Annotated in this window: 21 protein-coding genes and 1 pseudogene; 17 read left to right on the top strand and 5 right to left on the bottom strand. The window is 71.0% G+C overall.

Features of this window, described 5'->3' with window-relative positions; all coding sequences use genetic code 11:
- Positions 1-26 precede the first annotated feature (26 nt).
- The 4 genes from I4I82_RS02635 to I4I82_RS02650 all read left to right on the top strand — a co-directional run bounded on the left by I4I82_RS02635 (position 27) and on the right by I4I82_RS02650 (position 3,574).
- The gene (locus I4I82_RS02635) at positions 27-539 is read left to right on the top strand and encodes a thioredoxin-like domain-containing protein (RefSeq protein WP_218595109.1); all 513 of its coding nucleotides are present in this window, start codon (positions 27-29) and stop codon (positions 537-539) included.
- A gap of 91 nt (positions 540-630) precedes the next feature.
- The gene (locus I4I82_RS02640; protein WP_218595110.1) at positions 631-1,332 is read left to right on the top strand and encodes a metal-dependent transcriptional regulator; all 702 of its coding nucleotides are present in this window, start codon (positions 631-633) and stop codon (positions 1,330-1,332) included.
- Complete coding sequence (locus tag I4I82_RS02645; RefSeq protein WP_218595111.1) at positions 1,329-2,372, top strand: multicopper oxidase domain-containing protein; 1,044 nt, start codon at positions 1,329-1,331, stop codon at positions 2,370-2,372. The genes I4I82_RS02640 and I4I82_RS02645 overlap by 4 nt, the downstream gene beginning before the upstream one ends.
- Positions 2,369-3,574, top strand: coding sequence for a ZIP family metal transporter (locus I4I82_RS02650; RefSeq protein ID WP_218595112.1), 1,206 nt, complete (start codon positions 2,369-2,371; stop codon positions 3,572-3,574). Before I4I82_RS02645 ends, I4I82_RS02650 begins: the two co-directional genes overlap by 4 nt.
- 42 nt (positions 3,575-3,616) lie before the next feature.
- Here the strand turns inward: I4I82_RS02650 and I4I82_RS02655 are convergent, their stop codons facing one another.
- Positions 3,617-4,516, bottom strand: coding sequence for a cation diffusion facilitator family transporter (locus I4I82_RS02655; RefSeq protein ID WP_218595054.1), 900 nt, complete (start codon positions 4,514-4,516; stop codon positions 3,617-3,619).
- A 61-nt stretch (positions 4,517-4,577) separates the two neighbouring features.
- Complete coding sequence (locus I4I82_RS02660; RefSeq protein ID WP_226369837.1) at positions 4,578-5,036, bottom strand: L,D-transpeptidase; 459 nt, start codon at positions 5,034-5,036, stop codon at positions 4,578-4,580.
- 171 nt (positions 5,037-5,207) lie between these two features.
- On the opposite strand from I4I82_RS02660, the gene I4I82_RS02665 reads away from it, so the two are divergent.
- The 13 genes and pseudogenes from I4I82_RS02665 to I4I82_RS02725 all read left to right on the top strand — a co-directional run bounded on the left by I4I82_RS02665 (position 5,208) and on the right by I4I82_RS02725 (position 14,873).
- Positions 5,208-5,753, top strand: a complete 546-nt coding sequence (locus tag I4I82_RS02665) for a hypothetical protein (RefSeq protein WP_218595114.1) — start codon at positions 5,208-5,210, stop codon at positions 5,751-5,753.
- Between the two features lie 43 nt (positions 5,754-5,796).
- Positions 5,797-6,477 carry a TlpA family protein disulfide reductase gene (locus I4I82_RS02670; protein WP_218595115.1) on the top strand — a complete coding sequence of 227 codons (681 nt, stop codon included), beginning with the start codon at positions 5,797-5,799 and terminating at the stop codon, positions 6,475-6,477.
- A pseudogene (locus I4I82_RS02675) lies at positions 6,474-7,268 on the top strand (cytochrome c biogenesis CcdA family protein). The gene I4I82_RS02670 and the pseudogene I4I82_RS02675 overlap by 4 nt, the downstream one beginning before the upstream one ends.
- Before the next feature lie 168 nt (positions 7,269-7,436).
- On the top strand, positions 7,437-8,228 hold the full coding sequence (locus I4I82_RS02680; protein WP_225920490.1) for a M23 family metallopeptidase: 792 nt from the start codon (positions 7,437-7,439) through the stop codon (positions 8,226-8,228).
- A gap of 15 nt (positions 8,229-8,243) precedes the next feature.
- Positions 8,244-9,257, top strand: coding sequence for a VldE C-terminal domain-containing protein (locus I4I82_RS34710; protein ID WP_218595116.1), 1,014 nt, complete (start codon positions 8,244-8,246; stop codon positions 9,255-9,257).
- Positions 9,258-9,312: 55 nt separating this feature from the next.
- Entirely contained in the window at positions 9,313-9,708 is a 396-nt protein-coding gene (locus I4I82_RS02690; protein WP_218595117.1) for a hypothetical protein, read from the top strand.
- 237 nt (positions 9,709-9,945) lie between these two features.
- Positions 9,946-10,626, top strand: coding sequence for a DsbA family protein (locus I4I82_RS02695; RefSeq protein ID WP_218595118.1), 681 nt, complete (start codon positions 9,946-9,948; stop codon positions 10,624-10,626).
- A 10-nt stretch (positions 10,627-10,636) separates the two neighbouring features.
- Positions 10,637-11,266: a vitamin K epoxide reductase family protein gene (locus I4I82_RS02700; RefSeq protein WP_218595119.1), complete on the top strand. Its 630-nt coding sequence runs from the start codon at positions 10,637-10,639 to the stop codon at positions 11,264-11,266.
- A complete protein-coding gene (locus I4I82_RS02705; protein WP_218595120.1) occupies positions 11,263-11,550 on the top strand; it encodes a hypothetical protein in 288 nt (95 codons plus the stop codon). Before I4I82_RS02700 ends, I4I82_RS02705 begins: the two co-directional genes overlap by 4 nt.
- Complete coding sequence (locus tag I4I82_RS02710) at positions 11,547-11,738, top strand: hypothetical protein (RefSeq protein ID WP_218595121.1); 192 nt, start codon at positions 11,547-11,549, stop codon at positions 11,736-11,738. Before I4I82_RS02705 ends, I4I82_RS02710 begins: the two co-directional genes overlap by 4 nt.
- A gap of 29 nt (positions 11,739-11,767) precedes the next feature.
- Positions 11,768-11,911 carry a hypothetical protein gene (locus I4I82_RS02715; RefSeq protein WP_218595122.1) on the top strand — a complete coding sequence of 48 codons (144 nt, stop codon included), beginning with the start codon at positions 11,768-11,770 and terminating at the stop codon, positions 11,909-11,911.
- A gap of 87 nt (positions 11,912-11,998) precedes the next feature.
- Positions 11,999-12,778, top strand: a complete 780-nt coding sequence (locus I4I82_RS02720; RefSeq protein ID WP_218595123.1) for a CPBP family intramembrane glutamic endopeptidase — start codon at positions 11,999-12,001, stop codon at positions 12,776-12,778.
- Positions 12,779-13,130: 352 nt separating this feature from the next.
- A complete protein-coding gene (locus I4I82_RS02725; RefSeq protein WP_218595124.1) occupies positions 13,131-14,873 on the top strand; it encodes a cytochrome c oxidase assembly protein in 1,743 nt (580 codons plus the stop codon).
- Positions 14,874-14,879: 6 nt separating this feature from the next.
- Here I4I82_RS02725 and I4I82_RS02730 read toward each other — a convergent pair whose 3' ends face one another.
- From I4I82_RS02730 to I4I82_RS02740, 3 genes are read right to left on the bottom strand one after another with little or no spacing between them, the layout of a single operon-like run.
- Positions 14,880-15,863, bottom strand: coding sequence for a cytochrome c oxidase assembly protein (locus I4I82_RS02730; protein ID WP_218595125.1), 984 nt, complete (start codon positions 15,861-15,863; stop codon positions 14,880-14,882).
- A complete protein-coding gene (locus tag I4I82_RS02735) occupies positions 15,860-18,316 on the bottom strand; it encodes a heavy metal translocating P-type ATPase (RefSeq protein WP_308112760.1) in 2,457 nt (818 codons plus the stop codon). Before I4I82_RS02735 ends, I4I82_RS02730 begins: the two co-directional genes overlap by 4 nt.
- Positions 18,249-18,773 (bottom strand): signal peptidase II, encoded by a 525-nt coding sequence (locus I4I82_RS02740; RefSeq protein ID WP_226369838.1) that lies wholly within the window; start codon positions 18,771-18,773, stop codon positions 18,249-18,251. The genes I4I82_RS02735 and I4I82_RS02740 overlap by 68 nt, the downstream gene beginning before the upstream one ends.
- Positions 18,774-19,026: the final 253 nt, after the last annotated feature.

Here is a 19,026-nt window from a genome sequence, read left to right on the forward strand (position 1 = left end):
GGTCACGACTGAGCGGACCGCTCGTAATGCTGCTGGCCGCGGCCTCCTTCGGCTCCGTCGCCGTGACAGCGCTGGTCCCCTCCTCCGCCGAGCGCGACCTCGCGGCCTTCGCCCCGACAGCCGACATCCCCGACCCGTCGACGACCATCCCCGGAGTCGCGATCGTCGCCGGTCGACCGTTCGTCGAGGACGTGTCGACGACCACTCCCATCCAGTGCGACGGCGTCGCCTACCCTCAGCCGGTTCCCGACGCCGTGGCCGCGCACGCGCTCGCCCACGGCGCGGTCTCGATCACCTACGACCCCGCTCGCACCTCTCCCCGCACCATCGCGGCGTTGACGGACCGCGTCACCGGCAGCCCCTACCTCCTGCTCTCGCCCGCACCCGGGCTGCCCACGGCGGTGTCTCTCGAGGCCTGGGAACGGCAGCTCGCGCTCGACACGCCCGACGATCCCCGGTTCGAGCAGTTCATCCGAGCGCTGGCCGAGAACCCGAACCTCGCTCCCGAGGCCGGCGGCGAATGCGAAGCGGAGGGTTGAGTGAGCGGCTTCGCCGCCTGGTAGGCGCGACGATGTAGCAGAGTGAGACGTGGCTAACCCTCGGGTGCGGTTTCGGCTATCGTCCTGCTTCGTGAAGCCTTCCGGGCGCGCTCCGCAGCACCATCCGTGCTGCTCCAGGCCTCACACCGCCGCTGTCGACGACTACCTCAAGGCGATATTCGACCTCTGCGCTGGAGGCGGATCGGCCACGACCACCTCGATCGCCGCGCTCGTGGGCGTCGCCGCACCGTCGGTCTCGGCCATGCTCGCCCGCTTGGCCGACGACGACCTGATCACGCGGCCGGGCCCTCACCGGGTCGAGCTCACGGACCACGGCAGACGGCACGCTCTCGCCGTGGTGCGCCGCCTCCGCATCGTGGAGGAGTTCCTCGTCCGCGCCCTGGACGTGCCATGGCACGAGGTCCGCCCGGAGGCCGAACAGCTAAGCCGAGCCGTGAGCGAGCGCCTGCTCGAGCGGATCGACGCCCACCTCGGACACCCGACGCACGACCCGCACGGCGACCCGATCCCACCCGCGCACGGCGAGCACGACGAGGCCAGACCGCAAGCGCTGTCGCGCGCCCGACCCGGCACGCACGTCATCGTCAGCCGCGTCTCCGACCGGGACTGCGAGCTCCTGCTCTACCTGGGCCAGCTGGGCATCCGGCCGGGCGTCGTCCTGGACGTCCTGGAACAGGCACCCTTCGGCGGCCCGCTGTGGGTGGCGATCGACGGGCGCCGCGTCCCGCTCGGTCCGCAACTCACCGATCACGTCTTCGGAGGAACCACGTGACGAGTCGACGCCGATTCCTCGCCGGCGCAGGTGGGGCCGCCCTGACCGCCCTCCCGCTGCACGCACCCGTGGCCGCCGCCGACGAACCGCCCGGCACCCCGATGGACGGACACGGTGCTGCGCACGCCGGTGGCGGCGGAGCGAACGGAGCGACGTTCCGCGGCGGCGCAGGCGTCGACCACGCCGCGAACGGGTTCGACCCGCGCACACTGCTGCGCGAGTTCGACTACGGCACGGTCACCGCGGAGAACGGCCGCACCGTCCGCAGCTGGGAGATCCACGCGCTGGATCGTGAGATCGAGGTGGCCCCGGGCGTGCGCTTCCCGGCGTGGACGTTCAACGGCAGCATCCCCGGACCGACGCTCCGCGCCACTGCCGGTGACCTGATGCGAGTGCGCTTCGTCAACGACTCCGAGCACCCCCACACCATGCACTTCCACGGCATCCACCCGGCCGACATGGACGGTGTACCGATGGTCGGACGCGGCATCATCTCGCCGGGCGAGGAGTTCACCTACACCTTCGACGCCGAGCCGTTCGGCGTGCACCTCTACCACTGCCACGTCGGCCCGCTCGCCGAGCACATCGCCCGCGGCATGTACGGCACCTTCATCGTCGACCCGCCCGGCGGCCGGCCCGAGGCCGACGAGATGATCATGGTGCAGCACGGGTTCAACACGACGTTCGACGGCCTGGGCAACCAGCTCTACGCCGTCAACGGCATCCCGTTCGTCTACATGAACGACCCGATCCAGGTCCGCCGCGGGGGACTCGTACGGATCTACCTGGTCAACATCCTCGAGTACGACCCGATCAACAGCTTCCACCTGCACGGCAACTTCTTCGACTACTACCCCACGGGTACCCGGCTGGAGCCCAGCGAGTTCACCGACACCGTCATCCAGGCCCAGGGGCAGCGCGGCATCTGCGAGATCCGCTTCCCCTACACCGGCAAGTACATGTTCCACGCGCACAAGACCGAGTTCGCCGACCTCGGCTGGATGGGCTTCTTCGACGTCGTCGACGGCGAGACGACATGAGCTCCTCCGAGAACAGTCCGGACGACCGCGCCACCGGACGGGCACCGCTGTGGACACTGGTCTGCGGGGTCATCGCGATCATCGCCGCCGCGCTGACGGCCCTGGCCGTCTTCGGGGGACAGACCCTGCCCGAGCGCACGGGACCGCCGGTCGAGCAGCTGGCAGTCGAGCGCGCGGTGCTGAGCCAGGGCGTGATCGAAGTCGTGGTCCGCAACACCGGACCGGACCCGGTGCAGGTCGCGCAGGTGTTCGTCAACGACGCCTACGTCGACTTCACCGGCCCGGCCGAACCGATCGGCAGGCTCGCCTCCCGGACACTCGCCCTGGACTACCCGTGGATCACCGGGCAGCCGTACACCGTCTCGATGCTGACATCGACCGGGCTGGTGATCGAGCACGTGATCCCGGCCGCCGTGGCGACCCCCGTCCCGCAGCCGGGGTTCTTCGGGCTCATGGCCCTGCTCGGCACCTACGTCGGCGTCATCCCGGTCCTGCTCGGCATGCTGGTGCTGCCGGTGCTGCGACGAACCGGCAGCGGGGTCGTACGGGTCCTGCTCGCCGTCACCGTCGGACTGCTCGCCTTCCTCGCCGTCGACGCCCTGCTGGAGGGCCTCGACCTGGCTGCGCTCTCGGGCGGCGCGTTCGGCGGACCGGCACTGGTACTGCTCGGCGCCGCGCTGGCCTTCCTGGCCCTCACCGCGATCGATCGCGCGGGTGCGAGTCGCGTACGCCGGGAGACCGGCACGCGCTCCGGGATGCGGCTCGCGCTGATGATCGCGGTCGGGATCGGCCTGCACAACCTGGGCGAGGGGCTCGCCATCGGCTCGGCCTACGCCGTCGGCGAGCTCGCGCTCGGCACCTCGCTCGTGGTCGGGTTCGCAGCGCACAACACCACCGAAGGCCTGGCGATCGTCGCCCCGCTCACGGACCGCCGCCCCTCGCTCGCCGCACTGGCCGGCTTGGGCGTGGTCGCGGGTGCACCCGCGATCATCGGTGCGGTCATCGGTGCCTCGGTCAACAACGCCGCGCTGACCGCCGTTCTCCTCGGCGTCGGGGTCGGCGCCATCGTGCAGGTGGTGGTCCAGATCGCTCCCGGTCTGCGCTCCCGCACCACGGGCAGCCTCCTCGACCCGGCCGTGATCGGCGGTCTCGGCGCCGGAGTACTGGTCATGTACCTGACCGGCCTGCTGGTCGCAGCCTGAGGAGCGCCGAGTGCGCCCGGCCGTCGGAGCCCGCGACCTTCGTCAGATCGGCGTGTCGCTCTCCTCGTGGTGGGCCGGTTCGCACTGGACGGTGACGTGCGTGATGCCGTAGTCGTCGGCCAGCAGGGCCAGCACCCGGTCGAGGACGTCGTGGTAGTCGGCTCCGTCGGCCACGACCACGTGCCCGGTGGCGTTCTCCAGGCCCGAGGTCAGCGTCCACACGTGCAGGTCGTGCACGTCCACGACGTCGGGCAGCTCGATGATGCGACGCCGGACCTCGTCGACGTCCATACCGGGTGGCGCGACCTGCATGAGGATGCGCAGCGCCTGGGCGGTGAGCGTCCAGGTCCGCGGCAGGATGAACAGACCGATCGCGGCGCCGACGATCGGATCGGCGTACGGCCAGCCCGTCGTGTAGATCACGATCGCAGCCACGATCACTCCGGCCGAGCCGAGGAGGTCGCCCAGCACCTCCAGGTAGGCGCCGCGGAGGTTGATGCTCTCCTTCGACCCGGCGGCCAGCAGCCGGAAGCTGATCAGGTTCACGACCATGCCGATGACCGCGACCACCAGCAGCGGGACCCCGGGCACGTCCGGCGGATCGGAGAACCGCTGCACGGCTTCGTAGAGGACGTAGCCGGCGACACCGAACAGCAGCAGACCGTTGGCCAGGGCCGCGAGCACTTCCAGGCGGTAGGTGCCGTAGGTCCGCTGGGAGGTGGCAGGCCGTGACGCCAGGGTGATCGCTGCCAGCGCCATGCCCAGACCGAGCACGTCGGTCCCCATGTGCGCGGCGTCCGACAGCAGCGCCAGCGATCCGAGCACCAGTCCGGCCACCAGCTCGACGACCATGTACCCGGCCGTGAGCCCGAAGGCGATCAACAGCGGGCGACGATGCCGACCGCCCGATGTCGCGATGCCGTGCCCGTGACCTTGCCCCATACCACTCGCCTCCGCGGGACGTCTCATGCACGTTTGTGCATGAGACGCACTCTAGCAGGCGTTACGCGGGTGCGGGATCGTCGTGCACCTGGACTTCATCCCCCACTTGGAGGTGGTCGAAGAACGCCGAGGCCTCCTCGCGCGACAACCGCACGCAGCCTGCGGACTTGGTCTGCAGGTTGCCTTCGTGAAACGCGATGCCGCCGGGCGCGAAGAACACCGCGAACGGCATCGGCCCGCCCGACTCGCCGCTGACGTGGTCCCTGTTCTTCCACTCGACCCGGAACCGTCCGGCGGGCGTGCGCGCCTCGCCGCCGGCTCCGATGCTGATCGGCACCGGCCCGCGGAGTACCTGCCCCTCCTCGAACAGCCACGCACGGAGCCCGACGAGGTCGACGCACGCCACTGCGGTCGCGCTGCACGGGGTGCCCGGCACCACCGGAGCGGCGGGTTCCCGGGCTGCGGCGACCCCTTCGACCAGCATCACGGCGGCGGTGGCGAGGGCCAGCACGACGACCACACCCCTGCGCACGCTTCCCCGTACGCATCCGTCCGCGGTCCCACCCCTGCTCATCCCGACCCTCTCGTCCGACACCACGTGCAACGCCACGACCCGCGTGAGGGCACGACATTGAACCCGATCGTGTTCGCGACCGTGACATGGTCACGGAACGACGACGAAGGAGTGTCGATGACGGATCAGAGAACGCGGCTGCTCGGGGCCGTCGCCGCCGGATGCCTGCTCGCACTCACGGCGTGTGGAGCTCCCGACGGAGCCGCGACGCCTGCGGATCCGCCGCCTGCACCCGCCGCCTCGTCCGGGCAGGCGCACCCTGCCGGCCACGGGACGGACGACGACGCACGTCCGGTCCTCTACGCGGTGCAGAGCGGACCGCTCGGGATCGTGGTCACGGACGGTTCGGGACGCCTGATGTACCGCTCGGCGGAGGACAGCACCGACCCGCCGGTGTCGAACTGCGCCGGCAGCTGCGCGGCGACGTGGATCCCCGTCGCCGCCGCGAGCGAAGGCCAGGAGCCCGACCTGCTGGGGGTGGACCCGGCCCTCGTCGGCGTGGTCCGGCGCGACGACGGCATGCGGCAGCTCACCCTCGCCGGCTGGCCCCTGTACCGCCATCGCGACGACACAGGGACCTTGGAGACGACCGGCCAGAACGGGGCGGACGCCACGTGGTTCGTGGTCACCTCGACCGGCGAGGCGGTGACGCCGCAGCCCTGAGCCGGCACGCGGCCATCACACGCCGACGTCTATCGTCGGCCGCATGGAGACCGGCACCGGGCAGGCCCGAGCCCGCGCCGGGGTCGCTCGGCGCAGCACGCGGGGCGCGACGCAGCGGCTGGTCGTGTTCCTGACCGTCCTACTGGCGGCCTCCGCATGTTCCTACTCGACCCCGACCGGCGATGCCCCCAGCCAGGCCGGTGACTTCACCTTCGTCGCCCCCGGCGGACAGACCCGGATCTTCTACGATCCTCCGGACCAGCGGGGCACGGTGCGCGGACTGTCGGGGGAGAGCCTCCTCGAGCCCGGTCGGACCATCGGCATCGACGACTTCCCCGGTCAGGTCGTGGTGCTCAACATCTGGGGCGCCTGGTGCGGCCCGTGTCGGGAGGAGATGCCCGGACTGCAGCAGATCCACGAGCAGATGCGGCCGTCCGGCGTGACCCTGCTCGGCATCGACGTCCGCGACTCCGCAGACGCGGCGCGGGACTTCATGGACGACCGCGACATCACCTACCCGTCGATCTTCGACAATCCCGGCCGCTCCCTGCTGGCGCTGAACGGTTTTCCCCGCAGCACCGTGCCGTCCACCATCGTGCTGGACCGGCAGCACCGGGTCGCCGCGGTGTTCCTCACCGCGGTGCGCGTCGCGGAGCTCCTTCCGGTCGTGCAGCGCGTCGCCGCCGAGCCCCCCGGTCCGCCAGAGACCGGGCAGCCATCGTGAACACGCTGACCGAGCTGGCGATCTCCGGTCCGCTGATCGTCGCGTTCGCTCTGGCTCTCGCCGCAGGAGCCCTGTCGTTCGCATCTCCATGCTGCCTGCCGCTGGTACCCGGCTACGTCGGCTACCTCGCCGGGCTCGTCGCTACGGACGGTCAGGCCACCTCAACCGTTCCTGCCGACGCCACCGCCGGTTCCCGATCCCCCGATCGGTGGAGGGTGGCTGGGGCGGCGTTGCTGTTCGTCGCCGGATTCACGGTCGTCTTCACCGGCGGCGTGCTGCTGGTGCTCGGTCTGTCCGACTGGCTCATCGGCAACGAGTTGCTGCTGCAGCGGTTGGGGGGCGTGGTCACCATCGTGATGGGACTCGTGTTCCTCGGCTTCGTTCCTACCCTGCAGCGTGACGTCAGGATCCACCGGCTACCCCGTGGAGGTCTCGCCGGCGCACCGGTCCTCGGTGCCGTGTACGGGCTGGGCTGAACCCCCTGCCTCGGGCCCACCCTGACTGGGGTCATCGCTCTGGCCACCGGCACCCAGGTCGGGCCGTCCACCGTGCGCGGGCTGGTGCTCGTCCTGGCCTACTGCGCGGGCCTCGGCGCGCCCTTCGTGCTCATCGCGCTGGGCACGCAGTGGGCGGTGCGCACCACGGTCTGGATGCGCCGCCACATCCGGGCGCTGCAGATCGTCGGCGGCGTGATGCTCTTGTCCCTCGGGGTCCTGCTGGTCACCGGCCTCTGGGGCTCCTTCATCGCGTGGATGCGCGGCCCCATCGCCGGGTACACGCTCCCCCTCTGACGACCCCGGCCCGATCCCCCTGCTACCGTCCCGACGTTCGATCACAACACGGTCACGACGGACAGGCCGAGCTCCCCCCAGGCCCGCCGACTGATCGACGTCGAGAAGGACACCGTCGTGGCGCGCCACCGCTCCCCCAGCGGCGCGCGGGCGTCCGACCCTCACCGCATGATGCAGGTGGGCGTCGGAACGCACCGCCTGCCGCCGCCCCCGGGCGGCACCTCCCGCGCGCGCGTCCTCGTTGCCGCGGTAGCCGCCGGGGCCGCCGTGGCCGGAGCCGAGACGGTGATCGCATCCGTCGACGACGGGCTGGAACCCGTCGTCCTCAGCGCGGTGCTGCCCGTTCCGGATCCGCACACGGCCGCAGCGCCCTCGACGGCCGCGTGGAACGGCATCGGCGGGGACCAGGCTCTACCCGCCGCCGTGGCCGCCGCTCACACGGACGACTCTCCCGAGGTCGACGTCCGCAACCTGACCAAGGCGGTGGAGATGGGGCAGGAGCTGGCTCGACGAGCGGCCATCCTCGACTCGGCCCTCGCTTCCGGCGCACCCGGAGCCGCCCTCTTCGGCGACTCCGCCGTGGCCCAGCCGGTCGTGGGTCGCGTCACATCCGCGGCCGGGCCCCGGTGGGGCACCACCCACAACGGCCTCGACGTGGCCAACGCCATCGGCACGCCGATCTTCGCTGTGACCGACGGTGTCGTCGAGAAGTCGGGCCCGGCCAGCGGTTTCGGCCTATGGGTGGTCCTGAGGCATCCCGACGGCACCCGGTCGGTGTACGGGCACATCAACCGGACCTACGTCGAGGTCGGACAGCAGGTGTCCGCAGGTGAGCAGATCGCGGAGGTGGGGAACCGGGGCTTCTCCACAGGACCGCACCTGCATCTGGAGATCTGGGACGCCGACGGCACCAAGCTCGACCCGGCTGCCTGGCTGCGCGAACGCGGCATCGACATCTGAGCTACCAGGACTGGCATGGGCTCGGCGTCCAGGAACCGGTCGCACTTCCCCGCCGTCGGCCCACTGACCGCTCACAGCACCCGGCGGCGCGGTCGTCGCGCCGGAGGCGCCTCGACGCGCACGGATCGCTGTCCGTTTCGTACGGTCGCTGGACCACGGCCCGGTAACGGAACGGAAACGGACGCTCCCCGCTCCGACTGCTCCCCGCCCGCATCCGACCGGCCGTCCGGCACGAAAGGTTCGTCCGTGGCACGGCACAGCGCCCCTGCGCGCCGCTCGAAAGCGCGTCTTCGCATCCCCACCTCCACCTCCGGGCACACGCGGCACACTCCCCGCGCCGGTCTGACCATCCGGCGCGGGTCCACCAGCGTTCTCGCGGTCACCGCCGTCGGGTGCGGTGCTCTGGTCGTCGGAGAGCACCTGCCGCCGGCCGAGGCGGATGTCGCACCGGCCGCGTTCGAACTCACCGCCCCCGAACCGCCATCCGTCGACGACGGTGGCCCCCTCCTCTCCAGCGTCGCACCGGTCGCGCCGGAGCCCACCACCTTCGACGCCGCGGCCCTGGTCAAGGCCGTGGTCCTGGGTGAGGAACAACGTGCCCGGCAGGAGGCGGAGGCGGCTGAGGCCGCTGAGGCCGCCGCGGCCGCGGCGGCCTCAGCAGCCCGCGAGGAAGAGGATCGGAGCCGGATCTGTGCCGCCGGGGACTCCGGCTTCGAGACCGTCCAGCCCGGAGTGACGGACGCAGGCATCGAGCTCCGCTGCCGGTTCGGGGTCGACGTCGTCTACGGCGTCGCCGGGCGAGCGGGCAGCTCCGACCACCCCGGCGGCCTCGCGCTCGACCTCATGGTCGAACGCGACCCGGGCGAACAGCTCGCCGAGTACGCCGTGGAGAACATGGACCGTCTCGGCATCAAGTACGTGATCTACCGGCAGCGCATCAACACCGGGTCCGGCTGGGAAGCCATGGAGGACCGCGGCGGTGTGACCGCCAACCACATGGACCACGTCCACGTGTCGTTCGAGGGGTAGTGCCGCCGCCCCACACCGTCCACACCGCGTCCGCGTTGCTATCGTCGTCGCCGTCATGAGCGACACCGGCAACCTCAGGTACCGCCGCTCCAACGCGGGGTGGGGCACGCGTGCTGTCCTGGTGCTCGCGATCCTGGCCCAGCTCGTCGCCTGCCAGGCGCTGCTCGCCCCGGCCGGCGCCGGACCCGCCGTCATGGTGCAGGACGTGGGGCACGGGATCGGGCACGACGCCGTGTGCGAGGCCAGTGCGGTACTGACGACCGTGGGCACGGCGCGCGCGGGCGTCCTCGAGTGCCTACCGCTGGCCGAGGCCGCACTGGCGCTCGTAGCGCTGGCGACAACGGGCCTCCTGGTCGCGTGGACCGCTGCAGGGGGAGCCCCGCCGTGGGCTCCGCGTCGCCTGGTGCCGGGCCGTCGGCGTCTGCTCGCAGTCGGCATCACACGGGTCTGATCCGCACCGGCCGGCACTGTTCTGACAGATCGCGGCCCCCTCGGACCTCGGTGCGTGGGCATCCGATCCGTCGAGTTCCGGTCGTTCGCCTGCTCCCGCAGCGGCGCACCTGATCCGTCGCGACCCGTGCTCGTCCTCGGCGCGCCACCGCCACGGCGTGGCGGTGCCGGGCGACGGCATCCGCTCCGCTTCGTCGGGCCTGTCGCACCCGCCATGCCGCACCCCCAGAGAGGGATCATGACCAAGAACCTCCGGGCCACCGTGACCGTCGTCCTCGTGGTCATCGCCGTGCTCGTCCTCGCCCTGCTCCTCGCCCGCAGGGAGACCGCGGTCCCCGATTTCGCCGGGCGTGCCTCCGGTTCATCAGCCGCTCAGCAGGTGCCGGGCGACGTGCTCGTGCGGAGCGACAGTCACCGGCTGTCCACGCCCTCCCAGAGCCAGGCCACGTTCGTCGAGTTCCTCGACTTCGAGTGCGAGGCGTGCCGGGCGGCGTTCCCCGCTGTTGAGCAGTTGCGCGCCGAGTACGGCGACCGCGTCACCTTCGTCGCCCGCTACTTCCCCATCCCGAGCCACGCCAACGCGGAGAACGCGGCTGTCGCGGTGGAGGCCGCTGCACAGCAGGGCCAGTTCGAGAACATGTACAAGCGCATGTTCGAGACGCAAGCGCAGTGGGGCGAGCAGCAGGATTCGCAGGCACATCTGTTCCGCGAGTTCGCCGGCGACCTGGGCCTCGACCTGCTCGCCTACGACCAGGCCGTGTCGGATCCGGCGACCCTCGAACGGGTCCGCCGGGACCGGGCCGACGGCGAGACGGCCGGGGTGCAGGGCACCCCGACCTTCTTCCTCGACGGGACGCGCGTCGAACCCGAGTCCCTCGACGACCTGCGACTCCAACTCGATCGCGCGATCGCGCGCTAGGAGACCTCCGATGTCTCTCCTCGGCACGCAGCCGCGCAGCACCCCCACTGCGCCTCAGGGCACCTCGGTCGTGGAGCGAGCGATCGGCTGGGTCCTCCTCGTCGGAGGGGCGATCGGCGCCGTCGCCGCCTTCGCACTCATCCTCGACCGCATCTCACTGCTCGAGGATCCCGAGTTCGTTCCCGCGTGCAGTATCGACCCGGTCCTCTCCTGCGGATCGATCATGGCCTCGCCGCAGTCCGAGGTGTTCGGGTTCCCCAACCCCCTCATCGGTGTGCTGACGTTCCCGATCGTCGCGACGCTCGGCGCCGTCGTGGTGGGTGGTGCCGCCCTGCCCAGGTGGGTGTGGCTCGGTCTGCAGATCGGAGCCACCGCCGGGGTGCTGTTCGTGCACTGGCTGATCGCGCAGAGCCTCTACGTGATCGGCGCCCTGTGTCCGTACTGCATGGCCGTGTGGATCGTGACCATCGCGGTGTTCTGGTACACCACCTTGCACACCCTCCGCGGCAGCCAGGGCCGGCAGCGCTGGTTCGCACGGGTCGCCGAGTACCACGGGGCCGTGCTCACAGGGTGGCTGGTCGTCATCGGCGCACTCGTCGTGGTGCGCTTCTGGCCCTACTGGTCGGGGCTGTCGGGATGACCATCTCCTTTCTGGCGAGCTACGCGACGACGGGACGCCGCGAGATCTGGCCCCTGATCGTGGTCGCCGGACTGCTGGTCCTGGTCGTCACCGGTCTGGTGGTCGCGCAACTGACCGATCCGGACCGCAGGCACCGGGCGGCGGAGCGGCGGGCCCTGATCGCGGGCGTGCCCTCCGACCAGTCCGGTCCGGACAGGGCCGACTCCGCGGCACCGAATGCTGACGGAACTCCTGAGCAGCCTGCCGACCTCGACCTACCGCACCAGGACCGGCGGACCGAGTGATCGGCATCGTAGTCAGCTCCGGCGACGGGATGCTCGCAGCCCAGCCCCTCCAGCACCTGCAGCAGATCATCGGGTTGGGCCTGCTGTGGGAACTGCGCGACGTCCTCGCCATCCTCGTTCTCAGCAGCATCGCCTGCCGGTGGGAACCCACCGGTCGAACTGGCGAAGCCGGACCTTCCTCCACCTGAGCAGGAGCACGCTCCATGATCGGACTCTCATGACCACTCTGCAGGCGATCGGCGTCTTCGCCGGCATCCCCGCACTCGTTCTGCTGGCGATCGCCCTTCCGCTCTACGGCGGCCGGTGGTTCCGGCGGGCGACCCGCCGCACCGATGACGCGGACCGTTCACCCCCCGAGTAGACCTTGCCGGGTCGGGGCATCGCCGGCACCAGCCCAGCGGAGTGGAGTCGAACTCGTGGCCGATGTTGATGGGGACGGAACCTGTTCATGCCTCCACCGGCCGGAACGCACGTCGTCACGGACCAGCGGCAGCGCAGGCTGATCGGGCTCGAGGTGCTCGTGGTCCTCACCGTGACCACCGGCCTCTCCGCGATGCGCAGTGCACTGAGCCTCGTCGAGTCCCTGCTGGCGTCGACCCCCCTGGCCGAACAGCAGGTGGCGCTCAATGCCCCCGCAGCCCGCATCGAGCTCGTGGACCTGGCCCTGCAGCTGGTGCGCGTGCTGCAACTGGTGGGGTGGGGCGCTCTGGGTGCTTACCTGTTGCTGCGAGCGGGGTTCGCCCTGCGATCGGTCGGTCTCGACGCGGAACGACCGGGACGCGACCTGACTGGGGCGACCGTTCTGGCTGCGGCCATCGGCGTACCCGGTCTCGGGCTCTACCTCATCGCCCGCTCGGTCGGCGTCAGCGTCAGCATCGCCCCGACCACACTGGGTGGTCTCTGGTGGGAACTGCCGGTGCTGGTCGCCTCGGCGGCGGCGAACGCCTGGGCAGAGGAGGTGGTCGAGGTCGCCTACCTCCTGACGCGGCTGCGCCAGCTGGGGTGGTCGGAGAACAGGGCCGCGGCCGCATCCGCGTTCCTGCGCGGCTGCTACCACCTCTACCAAGGAGCCGGCGGTTTCGTCGGGAACATCCTGATGGGCCTCGTGTTCGCCCGGCTGTGGCAGCGCACCAACCGCCTGTGGATCCTCGTCGGAGCGCACACGCTCATCAACGTGGTGGCGTTCGTCGGCTATGCCCTGCTGGCCGGCCGGGTGGCCTGGTTGTAGCCCTGTCCGCGAAGGGTGAAGACCGCCAGCCGCACGGTCAGCGCGTTCAGGACGAACGCGGCCAGGGTCCATGGCGTGACAGCGATGGAGGCACCGCCGGCCCCCAGGACTGGAAGGAGCAGAGGGATGACGAACGCGGCGACACCCACCGTGCCGGCCACCGCCGAGGCCACGAGCAGCGCGGGCCGCGCAGCCAGGCACAGGAGGAGAGCGCCGACGAGCGCGGTGGCGGCCAGGACGTAGTGCAGCGCGGGAGCCGCGGCGCTCCGGCGGCCGGGATGCGGGCCCGCGCCCTGCCTGACCGCACCGTCCTTCGACGCCCAGTACGGTGCGAAGGAGATCCAGGAGGGTGATGGACGTCGGTTGGGTGGCGGTGCTGCGGGTCGTCGTCGAGGTCAGCGGCGCACTGACCACCGGCGGTCTGCTGGTCGCGCTGTTCCTCGCACCGGTGATGCACAACGGTGCGCTCTCCGGCGCCGGGGTCGCGTCGTTGCGCTCGGCCGCGTGTGCAGCCGGGGTATGGACGGGGGGTCTCGCCGCGCTCAGCGCAGGCGGCGTGACCTCCTGGACTGGACCGACCTCCGCGGGATGCGCCTTCCTCGTGGCAGTGGGGTGCGCCTGCGTTCGGCGGTGGTCGCCCACAGCGGCCCTGGTCGCGCCGGCCGGCGTCGCGCTGCTCCTGCCTCTCGTCGATGCACCGGTCCTCGCGGGGGCGCAAGGAGACCTGGTGGGTGCCGCGTTGGTGTGGATGGTGCTGGCTCCCGCCGTGTGGGCGGGCGCGCTGTTCTGGGTGCTCCTCGGGCTCCGCCGCGGACACGACGTCGTCTTCAGGCGGCACGGTTCCCTCGTCCGCACCTGCTGGCTGTCGGCGGCAGCAGCCGGTGCCGTGCTCGCCCTGGCCCGCGAAGCTGTCCCTCTGGCACTCACCGTCGCGGCGATCGCATTGATGGGACTCGGCGGCCTCGCGGTGCTCGTTCGTCGGCGTGCACAGCGCGCCGATATCCGATCGACGGACGCGGTCCTCGTCCGGTCGCTGTTCGCGCAGGCAGTGCTCCTCGTCGTTCTGATCGTGGCAGTGGGCCGGGTGGCTCGGTTCCCTGTCTCCCCGGTGAACGGACCGCTGGAGGCGGCAGCCGGCTACTCCCTGCCCGGCCCGCTGGACTGGCAACAGCTCCTCGCGACCTGGCGGCCCGACCTGCTGCTCGGACCGGTTGCGCTGCTGGCCGCGACCGCCTACGTCGCCGGGGTTCGGCGTCTCGGACGGGCGGGACGGCCGTGGCCGGCCGGGCGCACGGCGGCGTGGATGACGGGGTGCGCGCTGGTGCTGCTCGCCACCAGCTCAGGCGTGGGCGCCTACGCACCGGCCGTGTTCAGCGTGCACATGGTCCTGCACATGGTCCTGAACATGATCGCGCCGCTCGCGCTGGTGCTCGGCGCCCCCGTGACCCTCGCCCTGCGGGCTCTGCCCGCTGCGCCCGCAGACCGACCGGCGGGGCCGCACGAGTGGCTGCTCGCCACGGTCGGTTCGCCGTTCGCCCGAGCACTGGCGCACCCCGTCCTCGCGGCGTCACTGTTCGCGGGGTCGTACTACCTGCTGTACCTGACGGACCTGTTCGAGGTCGTCATCGCGGAGCACTGGTCGCGGACGGTCCTCAACGCGGCCATCCTGGCGATCGGCTACCAGTTCTGCTGGCTCGTGGTCGGGCCGGACGCGGCACCGCGGAGGCTCCCCCATCTGGGGCGACTGGGCCTCGGGTTCGCGGTGATGCCGTTCCACGTCCTTTTCGCGATCATCATCCTCAGCCTTCCGACAGCGGTCGCCGGCGGCTTCTACGAGTCACTCGACCTGGTGTGGTCGCCGGACCTGCTCGCCGACCAGCGCCGGGCCGGACTGCTGTCCCTCGTCCTGGGAGAGGTCGTGCTCGTCGTCACCCAGGTGGTGCTGCTGGTGCAGTGGCACCGCCACGACCAGTTCGCGGCGTTCCGCGCCGACCCGCTCGACGAGGACGCCACCGCCTACCGCGACCTCCTCGAGACGCTGGAACGCAACCGCCGTCCCGCTCCGCCGTTCGGCCAGGACCGCACCGATACGTGACCGGACTCAGCTCTCGCCCTTCGGGGTGACCGGAGTCGCGGATCCCTCGTGCTCGGGTTCGAGCCACCACGGCGGCGTCGTCGGCGAGGAGCCGTGCAAGCGGTCGAGCTGGCGATCGGTGCGGCGCGCCTCGCGCTCGTCCGAGCGGTACCACTGCACTACGAAGGCGCCGATCAGCGCGGCCGAGGACACGTCGCCGAAACCCCACAGCACTCCACCCCCGACGGCCTGGTCGTCGAGCAACGTCGGCCCCCAGTCGCGCCCCACCTCCAGGTAGAAGTCCTCGGCGAGCACGGCGTTCATGAGCATGATCGGGATACCGAGCAGGATGTGCATCGGCGCCAGACCGAGCACCAGCATGAAGCGCAGGAAGAACGGTGGCCGATGAGGCACCGGATCGACCCCCAGCAGCGCCCAGAAGAAGAGGAACCCGACCAGCACGAAGTGCACGTGGGACAGGTCGTGGAGCCAGACGTTGCGCAGTGACAGTTCGTAGAGGGGCGAGTAGTAGAAGGCGAACTGGGTGATCGCGAAGAAGGCGAACGCGATCGCCGGGTGACCGATGAAGCGCACCGGTCCGCTGTGCACGACGGCGAGCACCACCCGGCGCCAGGCGACGGGGAACGTCCGCATCGCCAGGCTGATGGGCGCTCCCATCGCCAGCCCGACCGGTGCGATCATCTGCAGCAGCATGTGCTGGATCGCGGGCACGACGAACAGGGTGCGGTCGTACACGCCCAGCGCGGACGAGGTGGCGACGAACACCAGCAGCAGCCCCGCGAACCAGTACACCGTGCGGAGCACCGGCCACTGATCACCACGCCGGTGCAGCATCCGTACCCCGGCGAGGTAGAGCCCACCGGCCAGCAGCACGGGCAGCACCATGAACGGGTCGAACGTCCACGCGGTCAGCATCCGCGACAGCGTCAGCGGCGGCTGGTCCGCAGGTGGCATCCACGCCAGCACGGTCGTGGTCAGCAGTGGTGTCATAGCTCCTCGGATCCCAGGGGGAGACGGCGCAGTCGCAGACTGTTCGACACGACGAACAGCGACGACACGGCCATGGCCGCTCCGGCGACGATCGGGTTGAGCAGTCCCGAGGCTGCGAGCGGGATCGCCGCCACGTTGTAGCCGAACGCCCAGAAGAGGTTGCCGCGAACGGTGCGCAAGGTGGCGCGGGCCAGTCGGATCGCGTCCGGCACCACCCGCAGATCGTCCCGGACGAGCACGAGGTCGGCCGTCTCGATGGCGAGGTCGGTACCGGTGCCGACAGCCATGCCGAGGTCGGCGACAGACAGAGCGGCGGCGTCGTTGACCCCGTCCCCGACCACGGCGACGGTGGCGCCGGCGGCTTGCAGACGGCGCACCTGCTCCGCCTTCTCCCCCGGCAGCACCTCGGCGACGACGGAACCCACCCCGATCTGGCGCGCCACCGCTGTCGCCGTAGCGGTGTTGTCACCGGTCAGCAGCAGGGTGGACAGTCCGAGCCGGTGCAGTTGGGCCACGGCCGCGGTTGCGGAAGGGCGGACCTCGTCCGCGAGACCGAGCAAACCGATGACGCTCTGCCCACGCGCGACGAGGACCGTGGTCCGTCCCTGCTCCTCCCAGAGCAACCGCTTCTCCTGCAGAGATGCGGGTTCCGGCGGTCCCACGTCCACGAACAGCAGGTGCCGACCGACCATCACCCGCTCGCCGTCGACCTCGCCTGTGACCCCCAGCCCGGGCTCATCGACGAAACCGGTCGGGCGCGGCAGCGCTCCGAGCTCGGCGCGGGCGGCGGCGCTGACAGCGGTGGCGACAGGGTGCTCCGAGTCCTGCTCCAGCGCACCGGCGGCACGGAGCACCTCGGCACGACCGACGCCCTCGGCGCACGCCACTTCCACCAGTGCCATGCGTCCCCATGTCACCGTGCCGGTCTTGTCCAGCACGACGGTGTCGACCGCCCGTGTCGCCTCCAGCGCCGTGTAGCCCTTGACGAAGATGCCCAGCCGCGCCCCGCGGCCGGCGGCGACCATCAACGCAGTGGGTGTGGCCAACCCGAGCGCGCACGGACACGCGATGACGAGGACCGCGAGCGCCGCCCCGAAGGCGCGCTCCGCCGGACCACCGGCCAGCGACCACCCCGCCAGTGTGAGCAGCGCGAGCACGACCACTGCTGGGACGAACCACGCGCAGATGCGGTCAGCGAGCCGCTGCACGTCGGCCTCTCCGGTCTGGGCCTGTTCGACCAGCCGGATCATGGCGCCGAGCTGGGTGTCCTGCCCCAGCGCGGTCGCCTCCACGACGAGCGAACCGTGCAGCAGGAGCGTGCCACCGACCACGTCGACGTCGGGTCCCGCGGCACGGGGCATCGACTCACCGGTCATCACCGACGTGTCGATCGAGCCCTGGCCGGTGACGACCCGGCCGTCGGTGGCCACCGTGCCGCCGGGCCGGACGAGGAACCTCTGCCCGACACGCAGTGATGCCGCCGCAACCGTCGTCGGTGTGCCGTCCTCGCCGATGAGGTCCACGTCGGAGGTCCGCAACGCGGCCAGGTCGCGCAACGCCGTACCGGCCGACCGCTTGGCCTTCGCCTCGACGTAGCGGCCCGCGAGCACGAACGCGGTCAGCCCGGCCGCGACCTCGAGGTAGATCGCTCCGTCGGGGCGCCAGAGCAGCGCCAGACCGGAAGCGCCGACGACCGGATCCGGCACCGCGAACATGGCGTAGACCGACCAGCCGGTCGCCGCCAGCACTCCGAGGGAGACCAGGGTGTCCATCGAGGCAGCACCGTGCCGGAGTGCGGCGGCAGCGGCGCGGTGGAACGGCCATGCCGCCCATCCGACCACCGGTGCCGCCAGTGCGATCAGGAGCCACTGCCATCCCGGGAACCGCCACTCCGGCAGCACGGTGAAGGTCACGGAGAGATCGGCCAGCGGTACGAACAGCACCACGGCGACGACGAGTCGGCGCCACACTGCACGTGCGTGCTCGGCATCAGCCCGGGCGGCTACATCAACGACATCGGGCGCATGCAGCGCTACGCCGAACCCACTGCGCTCCACCGATTCCAGCAGTGCTTCGTCGGTGACCGTCGCGCCTGCGGTCACGGTCGCACGTCCCGTCGCGAAGTTGACGTCCGCGCTCACGTCCGGCAGCCGGTTGAGGGTGCGCTGCACGCGCGAGGCGCACGCAGCGCAGGTCATGCCCGACACGGTGAGCTCGACGCGACGGCGGGTATCGGCGATCGGTGGCGACGTCATGCGTGGACTCCCTCGGCAACGTCTACTCACTGTAGAAGGTGTGGCGGACCGGCACGAGCGCGGCTGCGGCCAGCAGCCCGAGCAGGCACCTGGAGCGCCACCAGACGTGAGCGAGCCCGAGCACTCGCCGCTACTGCTGATCGACGGGCGGAGCCCCGACGGCGTCACCAGCCAGCGGCCGCCACAGCGGCGTCCCACGCAGCGAGAGCACGGCAGCCACCACTGCACCGCACGTGATGGCGACATCAGCGATGTTGAACGAGGCGAACCAGGACACCTCGAGGAAGTCGACCACCGCGCCTCGCGCGAAACCGGGCGGGCGGGTCAGCCGGTCGGCGAGGTTGCCGGCCGCACCGCCTCCGACGAGGCCGGCGGCGACCGCCCACGCCCGTGTTGCGATGCGCGGTGCCCGCAGCACGAGGTATCCGACCACGGCCGCCGCAATCAGGGTGAGGACCGGCGTCAGGCCGGTCCCCATGCTGAAGGCCGCACCAGTGTTGAACGACAGCCTCAGCGCGAAGGTGGGCAGAACAGGGATCGGATCGACCAACAGGACCAAGGCGGCGGCCTTGCTCGCCTGATCTGCCGCGAGGGCCAACACCGCACAGGCGGCAGTTGTCGGCCAGGTGCGATGTGCGGGCTGCGGTCCTGTCACGGGCCAACGGTATCCGTCGCTGGGAGATGATCTCCTCGTACACCCAAGGTGCCAGCCCCCTCTGACTCGACTGCGCCATCGGGGCCCGCTCCAGCGACAATTCGGCTCGCCACTTGAGGTCGCCCGCTTATGGCACTTTCGGCTGGAAAGGCGAGCCGCCATCAGGTCGTGCTCAGCGACGCTATCGATGTTGACTCGCTCACCACCTCCTGCGCCAGCACCCCGCAGACAGCACTGGCGTTTCGCCGCCTCG

Origin of the sequence: Pseudonocardia oceani, assembly GCF_019263585.2 — a bacterium.
GTDB classification, from domain to species: domain Bacteria; phylum Actinomycetota; class Actinomycetes; order Mycobacteriales; family Pseudonocardiaceae; genus Pseudonocardia; species Pseudonocardia oceani.